The 25180-nt window shown below is 34.3% G+C and carries 21 protein-coding genes; 6 read left to right on the top strand and 15 right to left on the bottom strand.

All coding sequences use genetic code 11. The features are described from left to right. Positions 1-167 precede the first annotated feature (167 nt). The 6 genes from rluF to B5X64_RS09000 form a co-directional block, all read right to left on the bottom strand. Positions 168-887, bottom strand: coding sequence for a 23S rRNA pseudouridine(2604) synthase RluF (gene rluF, locus B5X64_RS09025; protein WP_079464912.1), 720 nt, complete (start codon positions 885-887; stop codon positions 168-170). Further along, a complete protein-coding gene (locus tag B5X64_RS09020) occupies positions 887-1462 on the bottom strand; it encodes a hypothetical protein (protein WP_079464911.1) in 576 nt (191 codons plus the stop codon). Before B5X64_RS09020 ends, rluF begins: the two co-directional genes overlap by 1 nt. Then, positions 1459-2157, bottom strand: a complete 699-nt coding sequence (truB, locus tag B5X64_RS09015; protein WP_079464910.1) for a tRNA pseudouridine(55) synthase TruB — start codon at positions 2155-2157, stop codon at positions 1459-1461. The genes B5X64_RS09020 and truB overlap by 4 nt, the downstream gene beginning before the upstream one ends. Positions 2158-2366: 209 nt before the next feature. Then, entirely contained in the window at positions 2367-3185 is an 819-nt protein-coding gene (locus tag B5X64_RS09010; RefSeq protein WP_079464909.1) for an undecaprenyl-diphosphate phosphatase, read from the bottom strand. 96 nt (positions 3186-3281) lie between these two features. Beyond that, positions 3282-3578, bottom strand: a complete 297-nt coding sequence (locus B5X64_RS09005) for a DUF3098 domain-containing protein (protein ID WP_074231623.1) — start codon at positions 3576-3578, stop codon at positions 3282-3284. A 2-nt stretch (positions 3579-3580) separates the two neighbouring features. Next, positions 3581-4477: a cell division protein FtsX gene (locus tag B5X64_RS09000; RefSeq protein WP_079464908.1), complete on the bottom strand. Its 897-nt coding sequence runs from the start codon at positions 4475-4477 to the stop codon at positions 3581-3583. A 91-nt stretch (positions 4478-4568) separates the two neighbouring features. On the opposite strand from B5X64_RS09000, the gene rsmA reads away from it, so the two are divergent. Then, the gene (rsmA, locus tag B5X64_RS08995) at positions 4569-5339 is read left to right on the top strand and encodes a 16S rRNA (adenine(1518)-N(6)/adenine(1519)-N(6))-dimethyltransferase RsmA (protein WP_079464907.1); all 771 of its coding nucleotides are present in this window, start codon (positions 4569-4571) and stop codon (positions 5337-5339) included. Between the two features lie 55 nt (positions 5340-5394). On the opposite strand, the gene B5X64_RS08990 is transcribed toward rsmA, so the two are convergent. Then, on the bottom strand, positions 5395-7743 hold the full coding sequence (locus B5X64_RS08990) for a choice-of-anchor L domain-containing protein (protein ID WP_079464906.1): 2349 nt from the start codon (positions 7741-7743) through the stop codon (positions 5395-5397). 354 nt (positions 7744-8097) lie between these two features. Here B5X64_RS08990 and B5X64_RS08985 point away from each other — a divergent pair, with 354 nt between their 5' ends. After that, positions 8098-9693: a peptide chain release factor 3 gene (locus tag B5X64_RS08985; RefSeq protein ID WP_079464905.1), complete on the top strand. Its 1596-nt coding sequence runs from the start codon at positions 8098-8100 to the stop codon at positions 9691-9693. A gap of 75 nt (positions 9694-9768) precedes the next feature. On the opposite strand, the gene B5X64_RS23185 is transcribed toward B5X64_RS08985, so the two are convergent. Next, complete coding sequence (locus B5X64_RS23185; protein WP_079464904.1) at positions 9769-12117, bottom strand: reprolysin-like metallopeptidase; 2349 nt, start codon at positions 12115-12117, stop codon at positions 9769-9771. 5 nt (positions 12118-12122) lie between these two features. Beyond that, positions 12123-12626 carry a hypothetical protein gene (locus B5X64_RS08975; RefSeq protein ID WP_079464903.1) on the bottom strand — a complete coding sequence of 168 codons (504 nt, stop codon included), beginning with the start codon at positions 12624-12626 and terminating at the stop codon, positions 12123-12125. Positions 12627-12846: 220 nt separating this feature from the next. On the opposite strand from B5X64_RS08975, the gene B5X64_RS08970 reads away from it, so the two are divergent. Beyond that, a complete protein-coding gene (locus B5X64_RS08970; protein ID WP_079464939.1) occupies positions 12847-13761 on the top strand; it encodes a DUF4349 domain-containing protein in 915 nt (304 codons plus the stop codon). 140 nt (positions 13762-13901) lie between these two features. Here B5X64_RS08970 and B5X64_RS08965 read toward each other — a convergent pair whose 3' ends face one another. Continuing rightward, a complete protein-coding gene (locus B5X64_RS08965; RefSeq protein WP_079464902.1) occupies positions 13902-14267 on the bottom strand; it encodes a hypothetical protein in 366 nt (121 codons plus the stop codon). A 25-nt stretch (positions 14268-14292) separates the two neighbouring features. Next, positions 14293-15432 carry an acyl-CoA dehydrogenase gene (locus tag B5X64_RS08960; RefSeq protein WP_079464901.1) on the bottom strand — a complete coding sequence of 380 codons (1140 nt, stop codon included), beginning with the start codon at positions 15430-15432 and terminating at the stop codon, positions 14293-14295. 239 nt (positions 15433-15671) lie between these two features. Between B5X64_RS08960 and B5X64_RS08955 the strand changes: the two genes are divergently transcribed. Continuing rightward, positions 15672-17450, top strand: a complete 1779-nt coding sequence (locus B5X64_RS08955; protein WP_079464900.1) for an AMP-dependent synthetase/ligase — start codon at positions 15672-15674, stop codon at positions 17448-17450. Between the two features lie 282 nt (positions 17451-17732). On the opposite strand, the gene B5X64_RS08950 is transcribed toward B5X64_RS08955, so the two are convergent. Next, a complete protein-coding gene (locus tag B5X64_RS08950) occupies positions 17733-18509 on the bottom strand; it encodes a zinc ribbon domain-containing protein (protein ID WP_079464899.1) in 777 nt (258 codons plus the stop codon). Between the two features lie 2 nt (positions 18510-18511). Beyond that, positions 18512-19609 carry a Nif3-like dinuclear metal center hexameric protein gene (locus B5X64_RS08945; RefSeq protein ID WP_079464898.1) on the bottom strand — a complete coding sequence of 366 codons (1098 nt, stop codon included), beginning with the start codon at positions 19607-19609 and terminating at the stop codon, positions 18512-18514. A 59-nt stretch (positions 19610-19668) separates the two neighbouring features. Here B5X64_RS08945 and B5X64_RS08940 point away from each other — a divergent pair, with 59 nt between their 5' ends. Continuing rightward, complete coding sequence (locus tag B5X64_RS08940) at positions 19669-20496, top strand: ion transporter (RefSeq protein ID WP_079464897.1); 828 nt, start codon at positions 19669-19671, stop codon at positions 20494-20496. A 44-nt stretch (positions 20497-20540) separates the two neighbouring features. Next, positions 20541-20702 carry a hypothetical protein gene (locus B5X64_RS22785; protein ID WP_164463439.1) on the top strand — a complete coding sequence of 54 codons (162 nt, stop codon included), beginning with the start codon at positions 20541-20543 and terminating at the stop codon, positions 20700-20702. A 127-nt stretch (positions 20703-20829) separates the two neighbouring features. Here the strand turns inward: B5X64_RS22785 and B5X64_RS08930 are convergent, their stop codons facing one another. Both B5X64_RS08930 and B5X64_RS08925 read right to left on the bottom strand, forming a co-directional pair. Then, positions 20830-23067: a GEVED domain-containing protein gene (locus B5X64_RS08930; protein WP_123920920.1), complete on the bottom strand. Its 2238-nt coding sequence runs from the start codon at positions 23065-23067 to the stop codon at positions 20830-20832. Positions 23068-23362: 295 nt separating this feature from the next. Beyond that, entirely contained in the window at positions 23363-24967 is a 1605-nt protein-coding gene (locus B5X64_RS08925; RefSeq protein WP_079464894.1) for a GEVED domain-containing protein, read from the bottom strand. Positions 24968-25180 lie beyond the last annotated feature (213 nt).

Below are 25180 nucleotides of genomic sequence, written 5' to 3'. Positions count from 1 at the left end.
AAACTTAGTCAGCACCTGTGCATTTTTAAGATTTTCCCAACATTAACACTACAAATTTAATAATTTAATCACACGCAAACAAACAATTTGTTAACCTATTTTAACTTTATTGATAAATTCAATAGTTAAAACACATATTGATAGAATTATTGGTGAATTACAATGAGTTAAAAAGTTTTGCTAGATCCATCCAGCAAGTCATTCAGAGTAGAAAACTCCTCAGAAGTTAGTTCTCTCCATTTTCCTAAAGGAATATCGAGTTTGATATTCATGATTCGAATACGCTTCAGTTTTTTCACTTCATATCCTAAAAATTCGCACATTCTTCTGATCTGACGGTTTAAACCTTGAGTCAAAACAATACGAAAAGTCATATCATCAATCTTTTCAACCTCACATTTCTTAGTTATCGTATCTAAAATTGGAACACCATTGCGCATTTTTTCCAAAAACTTTGGGTTGATAGGTTTGTCAACTCTTACCAGGTATTCTTTTTCGTTATTGTTTTTAGATCGCAATATTTTGTTAACAATATCACCATCACTTGTCAACAAAATCAAACCTTCACTTGGTTTATCTAATCTCCCGATCGGGAAAATTCTCTGCGGATGATTGATATACTCAATGATATTATCTTTTTCACGTTTTGTATCGGTAGTACAAACGATTCCTACAGGTTTGTTGAAGGCAATATAAATTGGCTTTTCCTGAGATTCACGGATGGGTTTTCCGTCAACTTCTACTACATCTTCATCTGAAACTTTTGTTCCCATTTCAGGAATCTGTCCGTTTATTTTTATTCTTCCTTCTTCCAAAAGCTTATCTGCCGCTCTTCTTGAGCAATAACCAACTTCTGAAAGATATTTATTAATACGTGTTTTTTCCATTATTCTATTCCTTCTACTGTGTAATTTTTGTTGCTGAAAATTGTGATTCCGTAACTTATTCCTATAAAAAAAGGATTATTATTTCCCACTTTATGACCTTCAAAAAAAAGCCCGCCTTCCTGACTTAATCTTTTTGAATACGAAACCTGAATACCAAGTCTGGCTCCCCAAAATTCTGAGTCTGAAACTACAGAATTGTTTATCTGTTTACCATAATTAAGATCTATATAAAAAGGCTGATCTCCAGGATTAAAAATAATTTTGGGCTGAATCATCCAATACACCAAATGATAATTATCTTCTATAAAACTATATTTCAGACCTGTTCCCAATGCAAAATTAGGAAGAAAATTATAACCTCCTATTGCGGTAATGCCATAGCTGAGCTTTCGTTTTGCATCCTGTTGAATATATTGAGTATTATTAGGGAGTTGCTTTTCTTTTTTTAAGTTTAAACCTACATTTAAAGAAGGATTAAAATAAAAATCCATCTTAGGCTTCTTGGAATCATCAACTTGCGAAAATGCTGTCAAAGAAAACAGTAAAACAGAGATCAATAATAAATTTTTAATCATAAATTTTCAAATCTATATTCGTTTTCTAAAAAATCGCTGGTTCCATCTTCGATTTTGTAATCCCCGATTTTTGTTCTTCTCAATTGGGTAAGATAAGCTCCTACAGTCAATTCCTGACCAATATCGTGTGCTAAACTTCTGATGTACGTTCCTTTTGAACAACCCACCGTAAAGCTCAACAAAGGAAAATTGATCTCAACATCTTTGATGTAATGAATCGTTGTTTTTCTGGATTTCATTTCGACCTCCTCTCCTGCTCTTGCCAAATTATAGGCTCTTGCTCCGTCAATTTTAATTGCAGAAAAAATGGGTGGCTTCTGATCTATTTCACCTAAAAATTTATCTAAAGCATTTTTTACATCTTCTTCTGTTACCTTTGAAATATCCTGGTGAAGAATTTCTGGTTTTTCGGTGTCATAAGATTCGGTTTGTACCCCTATTTTTATTTCTGTCCAATATTCTTTTGGAGCATCCTGTATTTCAGGGATTTTTTTTGTGAACTTTCCTGTACAGACAATCAGTAATCCTGTAGCTCTAGGATCTAAAGTTCCGGCATGACCGATTTTAAACTTTTTTGGAAGATCAAATTCTCTTTTGAGTTTATATTTCATTTTATTGACCGCCTGAAAAGAAGTCCAATCCAAAGGTTTGTCTAATAAAAATATGTGTCCTGATTGTAATTCTTCAGCTGTCATTGTTGGGTTGGAGGGTGTTTAGAGTTGGAGGGTTTAAGAGTTTTTTGATTGTATTTTTTTAATTAATTACCTATATTTCAGTAAACGACCAAATTGCAGCCCGGCTTGAACGGAGCTCTTTTTGCCGGAGCGAAGCGGAGGCAAAAAAGCGGGAGTGGAAGACGGAAATAGCTGCCCAAATCAATAAATAATAGGTAATGAGTAATTTTTTATTTAAAATAATAAAAATAAATCAACAAAGCGACTCCTACAAAAATACGATACCAACCCCAAGGTTTGAAACCATATTTGTTTAAAACTCCGATAAATGCTTTGATGGCGATTAATGCTACAATAAATGCTACAATATTACCCACGATGAAAATAATGATGTGATCCTGAGATTCTAGAATCATCTCGTAACCTTTCATAGGATTTGCAGTTTCTTTACCCCATGTTTTTACGAAAACCGAGTAAACCGTCACCGCCAACATCGTAGGCACCGCCAAAAAGAAAGAAAATTCGGCCGCTGCTTTTCGAGATAAACCCTGCGTCATTCCTCCAATAATGGAAGCTGCACTTCTACTCGTTCCGGGCATCATCGCAAGACATTGCCAAAACCCAATGGTCACTGCTTTTTTTATTGAAATATCTTTCTCGTCATTAATAACCGGATTTTTAAACCATTTATCGGCAAACAATAATACGACTCCACCTAAAACCAAAACTGAGGAAATGGCAATCTGATTTCCCAGAACAGCCTCAATCATATCATCAAAAATATATCCTAAAACCAAAGCTGGAATCACCGCAAAGCCTAATTTGTAATAAAACTTAAGATTTTTAAAGTCAAAAAACTTCTTCCAATATGCTACGACTACTGATAAAATAGCACCAAACTGTATGGAAACCTGAAACATTTTTAAGAATTCTGTTTCTTCCAAGCCCATCAAATTGGCGGTAAAACCCATGTGAGCAGTTGATGAAATAGGTAAATATTCTGTAAGACCTTCTATGATGGCAATAATGATTGCTTTGATTAAATCCATTTTTGTTTAATTCAAAAAAATTAAAAGATTAAAAACAGTAAAAGATTCAAATAAATATTCAAATCTTTTATGCCTTACTCTTTATTGTAAAAAATTTTATTTCCTTTTTAAAATTGCGTAGACTTCAATCACAAAACCAGTCACCACAAGAAGCGGCGCAATTCTGATTCTTCTGATTGAAAAAATGTCGTCGTTCCAGACATTAGGATCCAATTTTCCGTCTACTGTATTTGCATCTGGTCCCATCATCAGAAGAAAACCAACTACGATACACGCAAGACCAATCAGCATCCATTTAAAATTCTGCTTACCGAAGTAAAAAGTATTTTCGTCTGAAACTTTTGTTTCGTTACCAAAATCTGATGCCGAAAATTTATTTGTTTTTTTGCTCATTTTTAAGAATAATATAAATCGTCAACATTAGATCTTAAGAATCTCCATGTTGCAATAATTGTACTTAATACGGTGATGAATAAACCTACACCAAATATAGAAATCACCAACCAAATATACTGATTAGTATCTTGTACGAAAGGTGTTTTGATTGCTGTTGTAAAATAATACCAAACTCCGAAAAGTGCCAAAAGACCGATAACGGCTCCAAGAACTCCTAAAACAAGTGCTTCTTTGATGAATGGCGTTAAAATAAATCTTCGTTTTGCACCCACCAACTGCATGGTCTTGATAATAAATCTTTTTGAGAAAACCTTCAGACGAATCGAATTATTAATTAATACAATTGCTAAAATCAAGAATAGTAGACAGAATCCTAAAATCCATTTCAAGATCTTATTCAGATTGTCATATATTTTCTGAGAATCGGTATCGTTTTTCACCTCTTTTATTCCGGGAATAGCTTTCAGTTCTTTTAATACATTAGCAGTTTTAATAGAATCTGTATAACCCGCTTTTAGGGAAACTTCTACCGATGCAGGATAAATATCTTCTTCAAAAAGCGCTTCCGTGTCTATTCCCAAGCTTTTTTTAGCTTCAGCAGTAGCCATTTTCTTGGTAATATACTTCGTACGTTTTACCGCTTCCATTTTATTAATTAATTCAACAGCCACAGCTTCTTGCTTTGCTATTTTAGCTGAATCTTTGATGTCGTAATTTTCCTCAAAATAAGCATTTACAACAAGTTGCTCTTTTAAATAGTCGGAATATTTTTGAGCATTGATTAAAATAAGCCCCATTAACCCCAACAAAAACAGCACTAAAGCGATACTTACCACGACAGTAATATTACTGGACCGAAGCCTTTTCTTATTAAACTCTTCTACAGATTTAGCCATTAATATTAAAATTTTTGGCTAAATTAGAAAAAATCTTCCGAAATTTGGGACGAATTAGAGAAAATCATTGTTAACGAAATCATAAAAAACTTTGAGTGTAAAAGCAAAAAAACATCTCGGTCAACACTTTTTGACCGACGAAAATATCGCCAGAAAAATTGTAGAAGGACTGAGCTTTGAAAACTACGGAAACGTACTCGAAGTAGGCCCAGGAATGGGAGTTCTTACCAAATACCTGATTGAAAAAGAGCAAAAATTACATCTTGCCGAAATCGATACAGAATCTATCGAATATCTGAAAAAGCATTACGAAAAAATAACAGAAGACTCTTTTGTTGGCGACTTTCTAAAGCATGACTTCGCAGGATTAAATAATGAGCAGATTGCGATTATTGGAAATTTCCCTTATAATATTTCTTCACAGATTTTATTTAAAATCATTGATTATTATGAGCAGATCCCTGAGATGGTAGGAATGTTCCAGAAAGAGGTTGCAGAGAGAACTGCCGCTGTTCCCCGAACAAAAGATTACGGAATATTATCGGTCTTAATCCAGGCTTACTATGACGTAAAGTATCTTTTTACGGTGCATGAAAATGTTTTTAATCCACCTCCGAAAGTAAAATCGGGAGTAATAAGACTGACCAAAAATCCGAAAGAAGGTCTTGCAGGAAATGAAGTTCTGTTTAAACAAATCGTAAAAGCAGGATTTAATCAGAGAAGAAAAAAGCTATCAAATTCTCTGAAAATTTTAAATATTCCTGAAGCATTGAAAACTCACGAGTTTTTAGACAAAAGAGCTGAAGAGCTCAGTGTAGCAGATTTTATTTCTTTCACCACCCTTTGGAAAGAAAATCAATAAACAAAAAATGCCTTTCAGATTTGAAAGGCATTTTTCTTTATCTAAATATTGAGAGTTACTCTCTGTTTTTCAACATAATCCAACCCGATTGGTTCATTTGGGTTTTAGACTTATTGTATTCAAAATTAAATTTGTACCAATATGTTGCCGTTGGTAATCTTTTTCCACCAACAGTTCCGTTCCAGATTGGTGTTTCTTTTGAGAATCTGAACATTTCTACGCCATATCTGTCGTAAATAGAACCTGTAAAGTTTTTAAAGCCCCCTAAAGAAGTAAGGTCTAAAACATCATTAACCCCATCCTGATTTGGGGTAATTACATTATTGATATGTAGAGTAAAAAATTCTATAGTACCATTACAACTGGTTCCTTTAATTCTTACTCTTACCGTATAATTTTTATTATTTAGAAGACCCGGGAAGACATTAGACTCCTGCCAGTCGATCCCATCAATAGAATATTCTAGTGTTTGCGGAAAATTGTTAATGGTAGGGCTATACGCCGTTACCGTCAATGTATTATCTGAATAATTAAGATTCGTAAAAAACGGTAAAGCTGCAGCGAATACTTTCACTTTAAATTCGTCTTTACATACTCCATTATCGATTTCAACACTATAAATACCTAACTCATTTGCAACAATCGTCTGAGTAGTTGCGCCTGTATTCCACAGATAGGTGTAATTATCTCCAGCTCCTGCATCCAGCACAATACTATCTCCTACACACATTTCTACATCCAATAACGGAGTTGTAATAGCCGGAATAACTTCTATTCTTACTTTTGCAGGCTGAAGAGATTTACAACCTTTTGTTCCGATTGCGTACACTGTAAATTCGGTAGACTGATGTAGTGTAACGGTCTGTGTATCGCCACTTCCTCCAAAATTATCCCAAAGATACGTTACCCCTCCAGATGCTTTAAGCGTAATTGTCTCTCCCGCACAAATTCTGAATTGAGATGAAGTTAATTGTGCAACAGGCGTTACTTCTCTTTGTAAAGTAAGCTCTACCAATTTACTACAAAAAACACCATCAGAAACTACAACGTATAAAATTTGTCCATCTGTACCGTTATAATTGTAAATATTAGCTATATAACTATTGTTTTGCGCCAATGCGTCTGCTTGATTTTCATAAAAACGAAATGTTGCCGTTAGAGAATTATTACTAATGGAAGCTTTTGTTGCATTTAAATTAAATGTAGTCACATCTGGCGTCGTACATAAAAGATAAGTTCCATCATGTGCTTCTGGAGTGATTCCTCCATTTATTTTTATACTTGCAGATCCGGGACAAGGATTTCCAGGAACACTCACTTCAATTTTATAATCTCCAGATTGTATTGCTGTGATGGTATTTGTGATTGCACCAGGTATTTCTACACCATTAAAAAACCACTTATAATTTAAATTTGGACCACTTGTGGATGCCGTAATCACTTGGGGTACATTATCGCAAACATTAATTTCTGCCGGTAATTGAGCCCCCGAAGGATCTAATAAATTTACACCGATATCAAATGAACCTGCTTCTAAAAAAACAGAAGAACCATAGCTACTGTCTCTTGCATCAGCTACGACCATCTTGATGTGGTAAGATTGTCCAGGAATCACTGTAGCTTCAGCTGTAAGAGGTGCTGTAGTACCATTATAATTTGTTGCATTTGGAGCCAAAGAACCAAAATACTGGGCATTAATAGGGCCACACGCAAAGCTTCCCGGAAGAATATTAGGTACGGAAACAGGTCCTGCACCTCCAGGCAAAACCGCTAGGTTAGTATAAGTAGCACCTGGTGTATTAGGTTTCAGTAATAAAGCGAATGCATCATCATACTGTGTTGGAGGACATGGAAAGTTGCCTTCGTATTCTTCAGATGCAAAAATATATCTGAACTTCATCTGAGAACTTGTAGGTACAAAGTCAAATTCTAAAACTGCCGCATTACTAATTTGGGTAGTCACCCCAATCGCTGCAATAAGATCAGCATCGCTTCCTCCTCCATTACCATCACTTAAAGTGAGAGGTTCAAGCGCATTACCTGCCTTTCTTGCATATCCTGTAGTTAAGACAATTCCTTCTTCAAAAGGGAAAGTTGAAGTTGATTTATTAAAATAACCCCAAAATCTGTTGTTATTGGTAACAAGTTGATTGGGGCTCACTGTAACGTTGGAAATATTTGGAGTTCCACAAGAACCCGAAGTTCCTACCAAAACATCTGTAACGAGTTGTGTAGGAGTATAATTACTTTCAGGGTAAGGAGCAACATTTACATCTATATAATCTCCTGCTTTTTTTGAATTTAAATTAATTTCCCTGATAGGTTTTCTTGATTGAATTTGTTGTGCATAAAAAGCATTGGTAGCTAATAAAAATAAAGAAAACCGCAGTATATATCTCTTCATAATAATTTTGTTTCAACAAATTTAATGGTTTTTTACATTTACCACACACATAACTCTACTTTTTATATCAATTTAAAATTTTCATAAACATTCGTACAATTCCCTATTTGCTCAAAAAAACCAATTAATTATTACGCATAAACAGTAAAAATTAAATATTAGGCAAAACTAATGCAACAAAATTTCCAAGAGAAAACTAAAAAACATGAGAGGCTTTTATTTTTAATAAATATTATTAAAAATATGTATTTAAGAAAACTCATACTCTTTTACAAATCTCATTTTAAACATCCATAAAAATGAGATTTTCAGAATTCGATTAATTTCACGATTTTTGCAAATTCAAAATACAATATGTCAGACTTAATCAAAGAAATAGAAAAAAGAAAAACCTTCGGAATTATCTCTCACCCCGATGCCGGAAAAACCACTCTTACAGAAAAGTTATTACTTTTCGGGGGGGCAATTCAGGAAGCAGGTGCGGTAAAATCCAACAAAATAAAGAAAGGAGCAACTTCCGATTTCATGGAAATTGAAAGACAGAGAGGAATCTCGGTAGCAACTTCCGTGTTGGCTTTTGAATACAGAGATCATAAAATTAATATCTTGGATACTCCGGGTCACAAAGATTTTGCTGAAGATACTTATAGAACATTAACTGCGGTAGACTCTGTAATTGTTGTAATTGACGTTGCAAAAGGAGTTGAGGAACAGACCGAAAAACTCGTTAAGGTTTGTAGAATGAGAAACATCCCAATGTTGGTTTTCATCAATAAGCTTGACCGTGAAGGAAAAGATGCTTTCGATTTGCTGGATGAAGTTGAGCAGAAATTAGGATTAACGGTTTGCCCGCTTTCTTTACCGATTGGTATGGGTGCAGATTTTCAGGGAATTTATAATATTTGGGAAGACAACATTCAGTTATTTTTAGAAGAGAAAAAACAGAAAGTAGGTGAAGCAATAAAGTTTGATGACATTAATGATCCTAAAATCGATGAAGTTATTGGCGAAAAAGCAGCAAAAAATTTAAGAGAAGAACTCGATTTGATACAGTCTGTTTATCCTGAATTTAATCGTGAAGATTATATGAATGGAGATTTACAACCGGTTTTCTTTGGTTCTGCTTTAAATAATTTTGGAGTTCGTGAATTGTTGGATGCCTTTATCGACATCGCTCCAATGCCACAGCCAAAAGAAAGCGAAACCCGTCTTGTAAAGCCTGAAGAAAATAATTTCACTGGATTTGTTTTTAAAATTCATGCCAATATGGATCCTAAACACAGAGATAGGTTGGCTTTCGTGAAAATTGTTTCGGGAGTTTTCAAAAGAAATGAAAATTATCTATTGGTAAGAGAAGGCAAGAAAATGAAATTCTCATCTCCGAACGCATTCTTCGCAGATAAAAAAGAAGTAGTTGACGAAAGTTTCCCCGGAGATATCGTCGGACTTCATGATACCGGAAGTTTCAGAATTGGCGATACCCTAACTGGTGGTGAAAAATTGAGTTTCAAAGGAATTCCAAGCTTCTCACCTGAACATTTCAGATACATTAATAATACCGATCCTTTGAAAGCGAAGCAATTGGCAAAAGGTATCGATCAGCTGATGGATGAAGGGGTTGCTCAGTTATTTACCCTTGAAATGAACAACCGAAAAATCATCGGAACTGTGGGGGCACTTCAGTATGAAGTTATCCAATACCGTCTGGAACATGAATATGGCGCAAAATGTACATATGAACCTCTTTCTATGCACAAAGCTTGTTGGGTAGAAGCAGATGAAAAATCTGATGAATTTAAAGAATTTGCAAGATTGAAGCAGAGATTTTTAGCAAGAGATAAGTATAATCAATTGGTTTTCTTGGCAGATTCATCTTTCACTATTCACATGACACAGGAAAAATTCCCAAATGTGAAACTACATTTTATCAGTGAATTTAAGAATGCTTAAATAAGAAGTTAATACGATATAAAAACCCGTTAAGTTTAGCAACTTAACGGGTTTCTTATTTTAAATATTTATTGATTATTTATTTAGCATTAGTAATTTTTTAACGATTCTTTCGCCTTCCAACTGAACTTCAATCATGTAAGTTCCGCTTGGTACACTCGTTAAATCAATTTTCTCCAAATGATCTGAAAAGAATAGACGATTCCTTTTAGGAATAACAAGCTTTCCATCCATCGCATAGATTGTATAGCTGAATGCGTATGGAGCAAGAGGTGTTAATTTAGGAAAATCTAGTTTAATATAAACATTACCATCGCTTGAAGGAATAGGATAAATCATTAAACCAGTGTAAATAGGAGAAGGTGCCGCTCCTGGAGTTCCTGGAGTACCAGGTGTTCCAGGTGTTCCTGGAGTTCCTGGGGTTCCTGGATTAGGTGGTATTACAACAGCAGAAGAACTCACTGTAAAGTTTTGAGAATTTACATTCAAAAATACATTTTCTACTGCTTTCACCATGATTCTCGCAGTGGTACTATTTCCTAACCCTCCTGGGATAGTGATAGTATGGCTTCCATCATTGGGTGTACTGGCAACTAATATGTGAGGGAAAGTTACTCCTCCATCAGTTGACAATAAAATACTTACATTAGGTGTACTTACTGGCGCAGCAGTGGTGTTGGCGATATTCCAAGTAATGGTTTGAGATTGTCCTTCAGTCCAAACTACTCCTGCTGTGTTTTGAGAAGTAACCACGAAAGGCCCCGCAGTATTTACTACAGTAAGCTTCACATCATCACGTCCAGTTTGTCCTCCTAATGCATTATTATCTCTTACCAATACCGAAAAATTAAGGTCTCTTGCAACAGAAGGAAGAACTTCCCAAGTACTTACTGTAGATGGAGTTACAATGACAGGTAATTTTGGAAAATACCTATAATTCGCTGCCGTTGGGCTAATAGATCTAAATAATGGACCCACTGCAAGAGTAGAAGATGGTGGTGTTGTAGCAGCTACCGCTCCTGGATCTATTTGTTCCCACGTATAAGTAAGTGCATCATTATTAGCATCTGTAGCCGAAGCTGTTAACATAAATGGTGTGCTCTTAGGAATGCTTCTATCTAAACCTGCATTAGCAATTGGCTCTGCATTATTTATCGGTGTCTTTTCGCCACAAGTAGAAGGTGATCCTGTACCTGTAAGCGTTGTATACATTTCTCTTATGCTAACTGCGTGGTAATAAGCATCACTATTAGCTTGAACATTTGGAGCACAAATTCCTGCATATCCCATAATAGTGCTTGCGCTTCCGGGTTCTATAGACGTAGGACCATTTCTATTACAACCATTATTTTGAGTATGCTTAGCTCCAAATTGATGCCCCATTTCGTGAGCAACAAAATCGATTACGAAAGGGTCTCCTACAGGATTTGCTGAACCTGTTACCCCACCTGCTTTACTATTCCCACAGACAGAAGGTGTTGCGGCCAAACCGTTATCGTTACCCGCAGTTGCTCTGAAAAATAAATGCCCTATATCATAATTAGCAAGACCAATAGCATTGTTCGTTACCGTAATATTCTGACTTAACATTTGAGAAGCATCAAGAGTATCAAACGTATCGGTAGCAATAAAGAATAAAGTATCTGTATTAGCTATTAATTGTAGCCTTATAGACATATCTCTTTCAAAAACCTCATTAAGACGAGTCACTACTAAATTGACAGCAGCAAGTACCGCAGCTTTTTTCTGAGCATCAGTTCCAGCACCTACACCTGCTTGCCCTGCAATATATGCTGTATATTCTGTAGTTGTAGTAATGGCAAGTCTGTATTTTCTTTTAAGCCCATCAATAACCGTCTTTTGAGCAGTGGCAGTCACTTCTTTTATTTCACTGTCTCCATTGAAAAGACATTCAAATTGATTAAGGGATGATGCTTTTTTTCTATCATATAATTTGTAGACTTGATTGTCTTTTGTGTAAGAATCAATATAATAAATACCTTCATTATTTCTAATCATCCCATTGAAACCAAAATAAGGATCAATAGTGAATCTTAAACTTGATGATTTATCGCCTTTTTTAAATCCAACATAAGATTTTACTTCAGAATATCTACTCTGAAGATCCGGATGCATTGTCGATGATTCAAAAATTTCATAAGTATCAAAACTCCCTGCAAGATTTGGAAAATTTAGCAAAATTCCTTTACGAGCAGACTGTTGATCTATATCTGGTACATTTTTAAGTTTACTTTGAATTTCGTTGATATTTAAAGTAAACAGAGAATAATCTGTAACTTTTGCATTATTCTCACGCACTTCACTGGTAATTTTGGAATCAAACTTCTTCCAGTCATTTTGCTGAGCAAAACCCACCGCTGAAAACACAAGTAAAGTACTCAGAACGAGTAGTTTTTTTCTCATATATTTTATTTTAATTTTATATTAAGGGGTATAAGATTAACATTTGAAGGAACACCTCCTTTTAATCTCAATATCAGTATCGGATCTTTTTGTTTATTTAATAGATATTCTTCATTTTCTATTTCTGTATAATATACATTCAAAACAGATTTTTCTTTTTCAATTTTTACGACATCAATATCTCCATATTTAAATATCTTTAAGCGTGGCTTTAATAACATAAAAAACTCATCATCAAAAAGCGTTGGTATAGGTTCAGATCGTGAGAACTTTTTATCATTTAACTTACTGTAAATATCTAAAGTTTGATTAAAGGTTGTAAGAATAACAAACTCTTTCAAATCAATATCCTTATTTAATCTTCTCTCTTCCGAAAAACCAACAGAATTATCCTGCATCATTATTAACTTATCCGTTTTTATATCACTTTTACCCAAGACAGAATTGCTGCAACTTAAACCTACAACAAATAATAAATACGACAATACCATCACCCAAACACTTTTCATTATGAAAGTCTTAAAAAGCAAAGTTAAATATTATTATATTCTTAATAATAATTTTCTTTTAACATTTTTAACATTTAACTAAAATCTTTGTAAAACAATTATAATAGATTTACAATTACCTGATTTTCAAATGTATAAAATTTTACTAAAATCATACATTTCTTTTACAAGCATTACAAGAACTTCACTCTTAATTTTACTTCAACAAAAAAATAATCTTATGAAAAAGTTCATTGTATTAATTGCGGTATCAAGCGTGTTTGTAATGTGTAAGAAAGGTGAAGCTACCCAACCTCAATTGGAAAACGCCGTCACCAATGCAGACAGTGCCGCTACAATTGTAGGAGAGAAAATTAATTCTATCCATCATGATGCGGAAGCTGTATTTGATTCTGCAAATATCCAAATTAAAGATTTCGAGAAAACAAAAAGCGAAGCGGTTCAAAAGATGGAGGCAACTTCAAAAAGCGTTGATTCTTTATCAGAAAAAATAAGCAATATGAAATTGGAATCAAAAACTGAAAAGAAAGATTCTCTTCATAAAATTGTGGTCAATGTTCCGGCTCCGAAAGTGATTAAAGAAACAAAAATCATTTACAAAGACAAACCTAAACAAGTAGAAAAAATTTCTCAGAACAAAATGCAGAAAACCGGAGTTTTGGAACTTAGTGTAAACGATGCTGAGACTGCTAAAGAGACCGTGAAAGAATTGGTAAAAAAATATGACGGATCTGTAAAAAGTGAAAATATTTCTCTTAATAACAACGATACCAAAATTGCATACCTGAAAGTAAAAGTTCCGATCCAGAAATTTGATTATCTAATGGATGACCTAAGCTTCAATATTGGGAATGTAGAAAATAAAGAAATTGACGTGAACGGACAGGATTTTGTAAACAACACGCTATGTGATATGGAAATTACCCTCTATGGAACTTCAGAAGCTGCCCTGGCAAAAAGCAAACCTGAAACATTTGGCGGAAAATCTTTAGACGCAATATCTTCCGGATGGAATGTGATTACCTCAATTTTCCTGTTTATTCTTCCGCTTTGGCCGCTTTTTGTGATAGCTGGAATTGGTTACTATTTTTACAAAAAGAAGAACAATAAACCATCTGAAAACCAATCAAACTAAATTATTATTGCATTTTAATTAAATTTTAAGAAAATAAATTATACAGTCTCAGTTTTTCCTCTTAATTTTATTATCTCATAATTTTATTAATATTGTGATTTGGTGTAAAAGAAAAGGCTCTCAATTGAGGGCCTTTTCCATTATTTCATGTTGACTATCTTATCTACAACATATCTTGTGTTTCCTCTCCAAGGAAGCGATCCTTTGTATTCTTTATAATGAAGATCAAAGTTTTTACCGCTGTTGAGCTCCAGTTGTTTGAAAACTTCGGGATCAGATACAGAAAATTCAAACTCATAGCTTGTAATTGTGCCTGTTTTACCTTTTCCAAAACCTTCCTGAATCAATTTGCCTTCATACGTTTTAAAAACATATCCTTTTTTGATGGCGTAATTGAGATATCCTGACTTTACGCCTTCTCCGAAAACGAAGAAAAACTTATACCAGACGAAAACTCCTACAAGAAATAAAACGACTCCTAAAGTAATCCACAAAGATTTTTTCATAAGATAGTGTTTGATGTTTTTTTAATTACTTAGAAATACTTCTAGAAATCACAATTTTTTGGATTTCAGAAGTTCCTTCATAAATCTGAGTGATTTTTGCATCACGCATCATTCTTTCTACGTGATATTCTTTCACATATCCGTATCCACCGTGAATTTGCACAGCTTCAATTGTAGTATCCATTGCAACCTGAGAAGCGTATAATTTTGCCATTGCTCCACTTTCAGAAATATCTTTTCCGGCATCTTTTTCACAAGCCGCTTTAAAGCAAAGCATTCTTGCAGCGGTGATCTGAGTTGCCATATCTGCTAATTTGAAAGCAATCGCCTGGTGATTGATAATTTCAGTTTTGAAAGCCTTTCTTGTTTTAGCATACTTCAAAGCCAATTCGTAAGCTCCTGAAGCAATACCTAAAGCCTGAGAAGCGATACCGATTCTACCACCGTTCAAAACAGCCATTGCGAAATTGAATCCGAAACCGTCTTCACCAATTCTGTTTTCTTTTGGTACTTTTACGTTGTTGAAAAGCAAAGAATGCGTATCACTTCCTCTGATTCCTAATTTATCTTCTTTCGTTCCGATTTCGAAACCTTCCCAACCTCTTTCAACGATGAAAGCGTTGATTCCTTTATGTTTTTTCTCAGGATTAGTTTGTGCAATTACGATATAATAAGATGCAGTTCCACCGTTTGTAATCCAGTTTTTAATACCATTTAATAAATAGTAGTCTCCTTTATCTTCAGCAGTAGTTTGTTGAGATGTCGCATCAGAACCCGCTTCAGGCTCAGATAAAGCAAAAGCTCCGATTACCTGTCCGCTTGCAAGAGGAGTAAGATATTTCACTTTTTGCTCTTCAGAAGCAAATTTTTCAAGACCTGCACAAACTAGAGAGTTGTTTACAGACATTACCACAGCAGCAGAAGCATCAACTTTTGCGATTTCTTCCATTGCCAAAACGTAAGAAACGCTGTCCATTCCTGCTCCACCATATTTTGGGTCAACCATCATTCCTAAAAGTCCCATCTCCCCCATTTTCTTCACTTGCTCAGCCGGAAACTTCTGCTCCCTGTCTCTTTCGATAACTTCGGGTAGAAGTTCTGTTTGTGCAAAATCTCTTGCTGCCTGCTGAATCATCAGCTGTTCTTCTGATAAATTAAAGTCCATAAAATTTTCTATTATATAGTGGCTAATTTACACTTTTTAAGCAAATCTGAAAACAGATTCATTAATTAGGAGTTAATCAAGATTTTCGCAGGATTTGTAATTTTTCAGAAGATATTATTATAATTTGAATTATTAAAAATATTATGGCATACATTTTATTAAATTCTAAACAATAAGAACTTATTTCCCTAGTTAAAAAAAATTCTTATATTTAAAATCCTAACTATTATTTGAAAATTATGTCAATCAAAAGATTATTCGATATACCTCACTATGCTTTAGAACATCTCCCAAAAAGCGATATGTTTGTTACTAAATATCATGGTGAATGGAAAAAAACCTCTACCCAAGAGTTCGTCAATCAAGGGAATAAAATTTCGAGGGGACTTTTAAAACTAGGCATTAAACCTGGTGATAAAATTGCATTGATCACAACCAATTCTCGTACAGAATGGGCAATAATGGATCTTGGGCTTTCACAAATCGGTGTGGTTTCTGTTCCGGTTTATCCAAGTATTTCCCCTGAAGACTACGAGTTTATTTTTAATAATGCAGAAATAAAATACTGCTTTGTTTCTGATAAAGAATTGCTTGCCAAAGTAATGAAGATCAAACACAATGTATCAAGTCTGCAAGGTATTTTCACTTTTGATAATGTGAGCGGAGCTGCCAATTGGAAAGAAGTATTAGATTTGGGTGAGGATGACTCTACACAAATTGAGGTAGAAGATCTTTCTAAGGCAATTAACACTGAAGATTTAGCTACTTTAATCTATACTTCCGGAACCACAGGAAAGCCTAAAGGGGTAATGCTTACCCATGAAAATATTGTCGCTAATGTTTTAGGTTCAATTCCAAGAATTCCAAAGAAAAAGAGTTTAGATTATAAAGATACTAGAGTTTTAAGTTTTTTGCCAATTTGCCACATCTTTGAGAGAATGCTGTTTTACCTTTTCCAATACAATGGTTTCTCAATCTATTTTGCCGAAAGTATCGAAAAAATGGGCGAAAACGTAAAAGAAGTTAAACCCCATTACATGAGTGTTGTACCTCGTTTGGTAGAAAAAGTATATGATAAAATTTACAATACCGGTTCTAATGCAGGTGGTTTAAAACAGAAAATCTTCTTCTGGGCTTTACAATTAATTCAAAAGAAAAAGGAAGTTTCAAAACCTTCGGGATTGCAGGAGATTATAGCAGACAAACTGGTTTTCAAAAAATGGAGAGAAGGCTTGGGAGGCGAGATTATCACTTTAGTTTCAGGATCGGCGGCTTTATCTACCCGATTAAATTTAATGTTCCAAAACGCAGGAATTCCTATTTTGGAAGGATATGGCTTGACTGAAACCTCGCCTGTAATTTCGGTAAACTCTTTCGGGAAAATGAAAGTAGGAACTGTAGGCCATCCTTTGGATAATTTAACGGTAAAAATTCAGCAAGACGGTGAAATTACTGTAAAAGGACCTTCCGTTTTTAAAAGCTATTTTAAAAACGAGGAACAAACCAAAGAAGCATTCACAGAAGACGGATTTTTCAAAACCGGAGATATCGGACACATCGATAGCGAAGGTTTCCTACAAATTACCGACCGTAAGAAAGAAATGTTTAAAACTTCAGGCGGAAAGTACATCGCTCCACAAACGATTGAAAATTTAGCAAAAGCTTCAAAATTTATCGAACAAATCATGGTAGTTGGTGATGGCGAAAAAATGCCAACCGCATTAGTACAACCCGATTTTGAATTTGCTAAAAACTGGGCAATGAGAAATAACTTAAGCATCGGTGCAACTCCGCAAGAAATTGCTAAAAGTGCTGAATTGAAAGCTAGAATTGAAAAAGAGATTGATGGCATCAACGAACATTTAGGAAACTGGGAAAGAATCAAAAAGATTGAACTGACACCAGAGGTTTGGGGAATTGAAGCCGGGCTTTTAACACCTACTTTAAAGCTTAAACGTAAAGCAATTAAAGAAAAGTTTATTGATTTGTACAATAAGATGTATGAACATCACGATTAAATAAAATGGAGCCGTTTCTTTTGGAGCGGCTTTTTTGTTCTATAATAAGACGTTGTGTCTATCCTTCAGGGCAGAATGAAATGGAGCGTGAAATCTTAAATTTTAGATCATTGTCTGGATTCCTGCGGAATGATAAAGTGAATGATTATAATTTATTATGAAAGAGAGTTTTGTCACTTCAAAACCACGTTGCAAATTTCCAGTCTGTTCACAATGATAAGCCATAAAAAAAGCTGTCTCAAAAAAATTGAGACAGCTTTTATATTTCATTAAAACAAGTAATTAAAATTTAATTACAGATTTCATTTTTTCAGTTTCTTCTATTACCAACTCGTCATCTACAAGGATTTTCCCTGAATGCTCATCAATAATGATTTTCTTTCTCTGAGCGATTTCCATTTGCTTTTGAGGTGGAATTGTAAAGAATGATCCTTTTGGAGCACCTCTTTCTAAACCTACAACTGCTAAACCTGTAGAAGAGCTCTTTCTGATTCTGTGGTAAGAAGCTAATAATCTTTCGTCGATTTTAGATGCAAATTCTTTAGATTTTTCAAGAAGATATTCTTCTTCTTTCTGAGTTTCAGATACAAGACCTTCCAACTCTTCTTTTTTGAATTTAAGGTGATTCTTCAAATCGTTGATTTTTGTAGTCAACTCATTCAAAGTTTCTTCTTTGTGCCCAATTTTAGCTCCAAATTCTTTGATTCTTTTTTCAGAAAGTTGAATTTCAAGTTCCTGATATTCCATCTCTTTTCCTAAAGCTTCAAACTCTTTATTGTTTCTTACGTTATCCTGTTGAGACTTGTATTTTTCAATAAGTGTTTTTGCATGGTTGATCACCTCATTTTTAGTATTGATTTGATCATTCTGCTCTTTAATATCTGCCTGAAATTTTTCAGCTCTTGTTTCAAGACCTTCAATTTCAATTTCAAGATCTTCAACTTCGATTGGCAATTCTCCTCTTGTATTACGGATTTCGTCTAATCTTGAATCTATGATTTGTAAATCATATAAAGCTCTTAATTTTTCTTCAACTGAAATATCTGTTAAATTTGCCATATCTAAAGGAAATAATTTACTGGGTTTGTTTTTTCGCTAGAATTTAAGATTGCAAATGTACTAATTTTTTGTGATAAAATTTCAAATATTTGTTGAGCAACCCATTGTTCTGATTCATAATGTCCTACATCACAAAGCAATATTTTAGATTCTGCCTGAAAATAATCATGATATTTGAGGTCACCCGTAATGTAAGCGTCACATTTTTTTGCAAGAGCAGATTTTATTCCGCTTGCTCCGGAACCTCCTAAAACCCCTACTCTTTTTATTTTTTTATCTGTAAAATCTGAATGCTTGATAATTTCAACCTTAAATTTATCTTTAATAAATCTCAGAAAATCTTTTTCATCCATCTCTTGATCAAACTCACCATACATTCCTAAACCAGCATATTGATTTTCATTATCTAAAGAATAAATTTGGTATGCAACTTCTTCATAAGGATGCGCTTCTTTCATTGCTGCAATAATTTGATTTTGTTTAAATGCTTCAAAAATCACAGAAATCATATTTTCATCTGCATTTTCTCTTACATTTTGCTGCCCTGAAAAAGGAGTTGAACCTTCAATCGGTCTGAAAGTTCCGCTTCCTTCAGTTTTAAAACTGCATTCGTCATAAAAACCTATATTTCCCGCTCCGGCAGAGAAAAGAGCTTCTTTCAACTGTTCAGAATAATCAGTTGGAACATACACATTTAATTGTTTTAAATTATTTTTCTTAGGCTGAAGTATTTTTACATTTTTCAAACCTAATGCGTTGCAAATTCCTGCATTTACTCCAGAATAATCATTATCAAAAGCAGTATGAATGGCATAAATGGCAACTTTGTTTTCAATCGCTTTTAACACAGCTCTTTCAACATAATTTTTACCTGTAAGAGATTTTAAACCTGAGAAAATAATAGGATGAAAACATACCACAAGATTACAATTTTTGGCAATCGCTTCATCAATAACATTCTCCAAAGCATCGTGACAAACCAAAACTCCACTTACATTACGACTTGGAATTCCGCACAAAAGCCCAACATTATCAAAATCTTCCGCTTGCGGCATTGCAATCTGATTTTCTATTACAGAAATTACTTCTTTAATTGTCATTTTATTATGTATGTTTGTGACGAAATTAGTTATAATTTATTTAAAATAAAAAACACATTATGGAAAGAGAACACAATCTTATTCCGGGAGACAAACTTTGGAAAAGATTTCTGTACCGTATTATTTACCGAGCAGATACAAAACTCGGAAAACTGTTTGATATTACACTTCTATCACTTATTTTAGTAAGTACTTTCATTATCATGATGGAAAGTGTGCCTAAGCTTGATAAAAAATACCATGTTTATTTTATCGTCTCAGAATGGATTATTTCTGTAATTTTCACTGCAGAATACTGGGCTAGGATTGCTGTTTTAAAAAATAAAAAAAATTACATCTTCAGTTTTTTCGGAATTATTGATTTTCTTTCGTTGGTTCCGTTTTACTTGAGTTTCTTTTTTCCTGTTACCAAATATTTTCTGATTTTCAGAATGCTTAGAATGCTGCGTGTTTTCAGGGTTTTCAATCTGTTAGATTTCATGAATGATGGCTCTGTGATTGTACGTGCTTTAAGAAATAGCTCAAGAAAGATCTATATTTTCCTTTTATTTTTAATTATTTTTTCTGTAATCGTTGGCTCTTTGATGTTTATGGTGGAAGGCGGCAGACCTGGCTTTGAAACCATTCCACAATCTATTTACTGGGCAGTAGTAACGGTAACTACGGTGGGTTATGGTGATGTTTCCCCAATTACACCTACAGGTAAGTTTTTTGCCGTTATTTTAATGCTTGCCGGTTATTCTATTATTGCTGTTCCTACAGGTATTGTAACAGCCGAAATGAGAAACAAAAGACAAAACCTCGAATTAACTTGTGAACGTTGCGGAAACGAAGATATTGACGATGATGCAAGGTACTGCAAACAATGTGGCAAGAAATTGGCTTAATAGATTATATACCAAATAATCTATCAACTAAAATCGACAAAATCATGGAACCACAAAAGAAAAACAGACCCAATAGCTTAGTTCTTATTCTATTTGCTTTAATTGTATTAATGATTATTATTTATTTTATTCTCGTTTTATTTTTCCCGACAGTTTTTGACCTTATGAATACGGGAGACATCAAACCGGTATCTCCAGATAATTAAAATTGCACAAAATAAAAAAGGCTTTCCAAAAACGGGAAGCCTTTTTTCTGATTAGTCCTTAAGATTATTTGTCAAACAAGAGATCTGTCAATGACAGGTCTCTTGTTGTAAATAAATTTAAAATAAATTATTTTTTAATTGCTTTAATTGTTTGCTTAGAACCATCTTTCATATTCAGAACAACTAAATACATTCCTGAATTTAATCCTCCTAAATGAAGAGTAAACTCTGGCTTATCAAACGTTTTCACTGTTCTACCCGCAATATCTAATACAGAAATAGATTTTACATTTGAAACATCAGAAATATTCAAGACATTAGCAAATGGGTTTGGATAAGCCTTAATATCATTTTTAGTCTTACCATTTTCTGATGTTGATAAACTCGCATCATAAGCAGAAATCTGGAACGTTCCATCTGTAGCCGTAGAATACCTCCATACACTTACATACAATGTAGCTCCCGGAATTTGCCCTGTTAACGATATTTTAGAAAAATTACCATTTCCATCATCATCATTACACGCTATAGATGTAGTAGATGTGCAATCTGCAAATACAGATACAACCGTATCAGCAAGTGGAGACCCCGCAACAGCATCTGTTTCAATAGTTAAACTTCCAGATAAAGGAACTACCACAGAATACCAAACGTTTCCACCCACATTAGTTGGTGTGAATAAACAACTAGCTGTTAAGGCCGGTGTATTTGTAGAACCAATAGTTGTTCCCGTTAAAGGATTCTGAGTAAAGTTCATTCCCGGAGTTAATGCAGTTGCTGAAGAACAAGCATCATTCGCAGGCGGCGTAGCTAATGTAGTAAATGAACCTGTAGCCCAAGTGCTCACAGAACTTGAAGAACATACTGATCTTACCCAATAATAATAAGTGGTAAGTGGTGCAAGCGGACTTAAAGGCTGTGATGTACCTGTAATTACAGTCCCTAAATTAGGAGTTGTATTAGTTGTAGAATAATAATACTCATATCCATTAGCCGGAGCTGGCGTAGGAGCTGTCCAAGAAATTGTAGCAGAGTTACTTGTTACGGCAGAAGATGTTACTGTAGCAGGAACCAAACATGACGGAACTGCCGTCACTTCAAATGTAAAATCAATATACTCACCTCTTGCGAACACCTCACAAGGATTAGAAGGTGCACTATTGTTATAATTTGTAACCACTCTCATTCTATAATTCCCTAATGCTGTACCTGAAGGAACTGTGATAGAAGCACCAGAAGTAGTCGTAGTATAAGAAGTTGTAGCATATACAATTTCAGACGCTTCGAAAGTCAAATTATTATTCCAATCAACCCAAACCGCAAAACCTACAGTAGGCCCACCTGCAGTTAAAGAAATTGGAGTTACACTTCCTGCATAGTTTGCAATTTTTAAATTAGCCGTTAAATTCTGATAACCTCCTGTTCCACCAACAGGAGAAGAATAAGCCATATTAGTAGCAGCTCCTGTAGATGTGAAATCTGAAATCCAAGAATCTTGATTTGTGGTAGAAGGCAAACAGTACCCTGTGTAAATATTTACAGGACCTATCCAAATACTATTATCTGCAGAAGAGCAAGATGATCTTACCCAAGTATAATATGCTGTATTAGGAGATAGACCTGGAATATTTGCCGTAGCTGTAGATGAAGATACAGAGTTTGTAGCATTCAACACTGTAGAAGATGTAGGTGCTGTATTTGTAGTGCTGTAATAAACCTGGTATCCATTTGCAGGTGCCGTAGGCGGGGCAGCCCAAGAAAGAGCAGCTGAACTAGTTGTAAAAGAAGTTAAGACTGCAGAACCTGGGCTAGGACAAGATGGTGCAGCACCTTGAGTTACATTAATATCATCAAAATAAACATAGTTATCTGATGAATCGAGCCCAGATTTTGCTTCAAATCTAATAAACAAATTTCCAGAACCCGGTAAACCAGTAATAGTAGTTGACTTAGTAGCACAAGAAGCAGATACCACATGGCTTGTATTATCTATTGTATAAGCCGTCGTCCATGGTCCTGTTGCTGAAGTTGCCCACTCTAATTTTATGACACCAAAATCTGCTAACGAAACACCTGTATCATTGCTAGAATATTCGGTGACCTTATAAGCAAAACTCACATTTAAATCCCCGCCATTTGTTCCTATTAATGCCGGAGATACTAAATAAGAAGAATAATTATAATAATTATTAGCTCTCATGCCTGCTGTTCCACCACATGGTGTAGTTGTTGACCTACTAAATGAACCCGACCCGCTAGAAGTCCAAGATCCGTCGCCAGTAGGTTCCCATCCGTACGTGTAAGAGATTTGTGCTGATGACATTATTCCCAATAACATCATACACGTGAATAAAATTTTTCCCACAACAAAACATTTTATTAATTATATACTAAATTAATACTTTTTAATGTAAAATAAATAATAATTCACTAAATCTATTTTAATTAAAGCAACAAAAGAATAAATCTATTAAATTATTCATATTTATCAAGCGTAAGGGAAATAACAATTATTTTAAATAGTTTACATCCATAATTTTAAAATATAATTAAACCAAATATTTGTATTTTATTGTTTTTAACTCTACTACATTCAATTTCATTTTAAAAAAAATAGCGGCCATTAAAGCCGCTATCTAAATACTATTAATTAAAGATTATTATTTTTTAATCGCTTTAATTGTTTGCTTAGAACCATCTTTCATATTCAGAACAACTAAATACATTCCTGAATTTAATCCTCCTAAATGAAGAGTAGATTCTGGCTTATCAAAACTTTTCACAACTCTACCTGCAACATCCATCACAGAGATAGATTTCACATTGCTCGCATCTGAAATATTCAAGACATCAGCAAATGGATTTGGATACGCTTTGATATTATTCTTCTTAATCACTGCCTCGTTTGTTGATAATGTAAGTTGCTCAATAACAAAATTATCTATAAAAAATTCTACATCTTCAGAATCTGCTACAGCACCATTTGTCGCATAAAAACCGAACTTAGTATTCGCTCCTGTATAAGAAGTTAAATCATATGAATACTGAGTTGAATTATTAGATACATTACTTGAAGCAGTCCAAGTCTGCAATACAGTCCATGTAGCTCCTCCATCCTGAGAAACAACAAATTGAACAATATCATCTGAACCAAAAGAACCAGGCGTCTCATCCCCATATTCAGTTAAGCCATAATCGAATTTTACACGATACCCTCCTGCAGAAAGATTAAATCCTGGAGTAATTAACCAAGAATCAAACGTTAAGGGATCCCATGAACTTGTATAAAGATTTACAGCCATTGCTCCACCTGTAGCGTTGACATCATTCAAAAATGCTTTTTCGTACCAGTCTGAATAGGTTCCTGAAGGAGTGGTAGAAGGAGTTCCACTATTCGCTTCCTCCCAACAATCGTTAATTCCCGAAGAAAAATCAAAAGTGAAATTTGGCGTTATTACTCCACACAAAGTTGTAAAAGTAGCAAATGCAGACCACGCACTCTTAGAAACAGTAGAACAAACTGACCTTACCCAAACATAATAAGTTGTAAAAGGTGATAAATTAGATAAAGGAGTACTAATATTTGGATTTGCAACAACTCCAGTTGCAACAGCCGTACTCAATGGAGATGTCGCTGAAGTAGACAGATAATACTCATATCCAACTCCCGGGGTACTCGAAGAAGCGGTCCAAGAAAGATTTGAAGCATAGGCAGTAACAGCAGATATTGATAAGTTTGTAGGAGCTAAGCAACTTGGAGCCGCACCTATTACAAGCGTATAATCATGAGCTTCCCCAAACCCATCTGCATTACAGGGATCTGGCTCAGTATTAAATCGATCTGCAACACGCATTCTATAAGTACCTGATGATACCGTTGAAAGAATAGAGATACTCCCATTTGTTGTATACACACCACCTTGAGTCACGCTTGAAGCAGTAGCAACTAATTCAGGAGCTGCATTTGTAAATATTCCATCATTATTATAATCAATCCAAATTTTCACATTTTGAGACCCATAGCCATGACTAATTGAGAATGAATAATCCACTCCCGCATTCATGTTAATAGATTGCGAGGTAAAGTCTCCATACGCGCCATTAGAACATCCTGTATTTAAATGACTAAAGGAAGCTCCAGGAATTTCAAAACTATCAATTTGATCTCCTTCATCGCAACCACTTAAAAAAGCGGGTGTACAATATGTTTGTGAAAACATACTGCTTGAAATTAAACCAAATAAAGTTAATAATAAAATTTTCATAATTAATATAGTTATTTTGTTAAAGAAGCAACAATTTACAATATTTCAACAATAAACAACAACAATAAATAACAAAAACTCAAACAAATACAATAATTATCATTTTTAAATAGTAATATAACATTTAAAAACTACGCAATAAAAGCACTTTTATCCCGCTATTTATATTGTATAATTTAGAAATACAATCAAATCTAATAATTGCATTTGATT

The organism is Chryseobacterium balustinum, assembly GCF_900168205.1.
GTDB classification, from domain to species: Bacteria; Bacteroidota; Bacteroidia; order Flavobacteriales; family Weeksellaceae; genus Chryseobacterium; species Chryseobacterium balustinum.
This window is presented reverse-complemented; position numbering and strand designations above follow the sequence as displayed.

Coding starts and splice junctions, on each gene's coding strand:
- rluF (WP_079464912.1), bottom strand. CDS start 887: ATGGAAAAAACACGTATTAATAAATATCTTTCAGAAGTTGGTTATTGC.
- B5X64_RS09020 (WP_079464911.1), bottom strand. CDS start 1,462: ATGATTAAAAATTTATTATTGATCTCTGTTTTACTGTTTTCTTTGACA.
- truB (WP_079464910.1), bottom strand. CDS start 2,157: ATGACAGCTGAAGAATTACAATCAGGACACATATTTTTATTAGACAAA.
- B5X64_RS09010 (WP_079464909.1), bottom strand. CDS start 3,185: ATGGATTTAATCAAAGCAATCATTATTGCCATCATAGAAGGTCTTACA.
- B5X64_RS09005 (WP_074231623.1), bottom strand. CDS start 3,578: ATGAGCAAAAAAACAAATAAATTTTCGGCATCAGATTTTGGTAACGAA.
- B5X64_RS09000 (WP_079464908.1), bottom strand. CDS start 4,477: ATGGCTAAATCTGTAGAAGAGTTTAATAAGAAAAGGCTTCGGTCCAGT.
- B5X64_RS08990 (WP_079464906.1), bottom strand. CDS start 7,743: ATGAAGAGATATATACTGCGGTTTTCTTTATTTTTATTAGCTACCAAT.
- B5X64_RS08985 (WP_079464905.1), top strand. CDS start 8,098: ATGTCAGACTTAATCAAAGAAATAGAAAAAAGAAAAACCTTCGGAATT.
- B5X64_RS23185 (WP_079464904.1), bottom strand. CDS start 12,117: ATGAGAAAAAAACTACTCGTTCTGAGTACTTTACTTGTGTTTTCAGCG.
- B5X64_RS08975 (WP_079464903.1), bottom strand. CDS start 12,626: ATGAAAAGTGTTTGGGTGATGGTATTGTCGTATTTATTATTTGTTGTA.
- B5X64_RS08970 (WP_079464939.1), top strand. CDS start 12,847: ATGAAAAAGTTCATTGTATTAATTGCGGTATCAAGCGTGTTTGTAATG.
- B5X64_RS08965 (WP_079464902.1), bottom strand. CDS start 14,267: ATGAAAAAATCTTTGTGGATTACTTTAGGAGTCGTTTTATTTCTTGTA.
- B5X64_RS08960 (WP_079464901.1), bottom strand. CDS start 15,432: ATGGACTTTAATTTATCAGAAGAACAGCTGATGATTCAGCAGGCAGCA.
- B5X64_RS08955 (WP_079464900.1), top strand. CDS start 15,672: ATGTCAATCAAAAGATTATTCGATATACCTCACTATGCTTTAGAACAT.
- B5X64_RS08950 (WP_079464899.1), bottom strand. CDS start 18,509: ATGGCAAATTTAACAGATATTTCAGTTGAAGAAAAATTAAGAGCTTTA.
- B5X64_RS08945 (WP_079464898.1), bottom strand. CDS start 19,609: ATGACAATTAAAGAAGTAATTTCTGTAATAGAAAATCAGATTGCAATG.
- B5X64_RS08940 (WP_079464897.1), top strand. CDS start 19,669: ATGGAAAGAGAACACAATCTTATTCCGGGAGACAAACTTTGGAAAAGA.
- B5X64_RS22785 (WP_164463439.1), top strand. CDS start 20,541: ATGGAACCACAAAAGAAAAACAGACCCAATAGCTTAGTTCTTATTCTA.
- B5X64_RS08925 (WP_079464894.1), bottom strand. CDS start 24,967: ATGAAAATTTTATTATTAACTTTATTTGGTTTAATTTCAAGCAGTATG.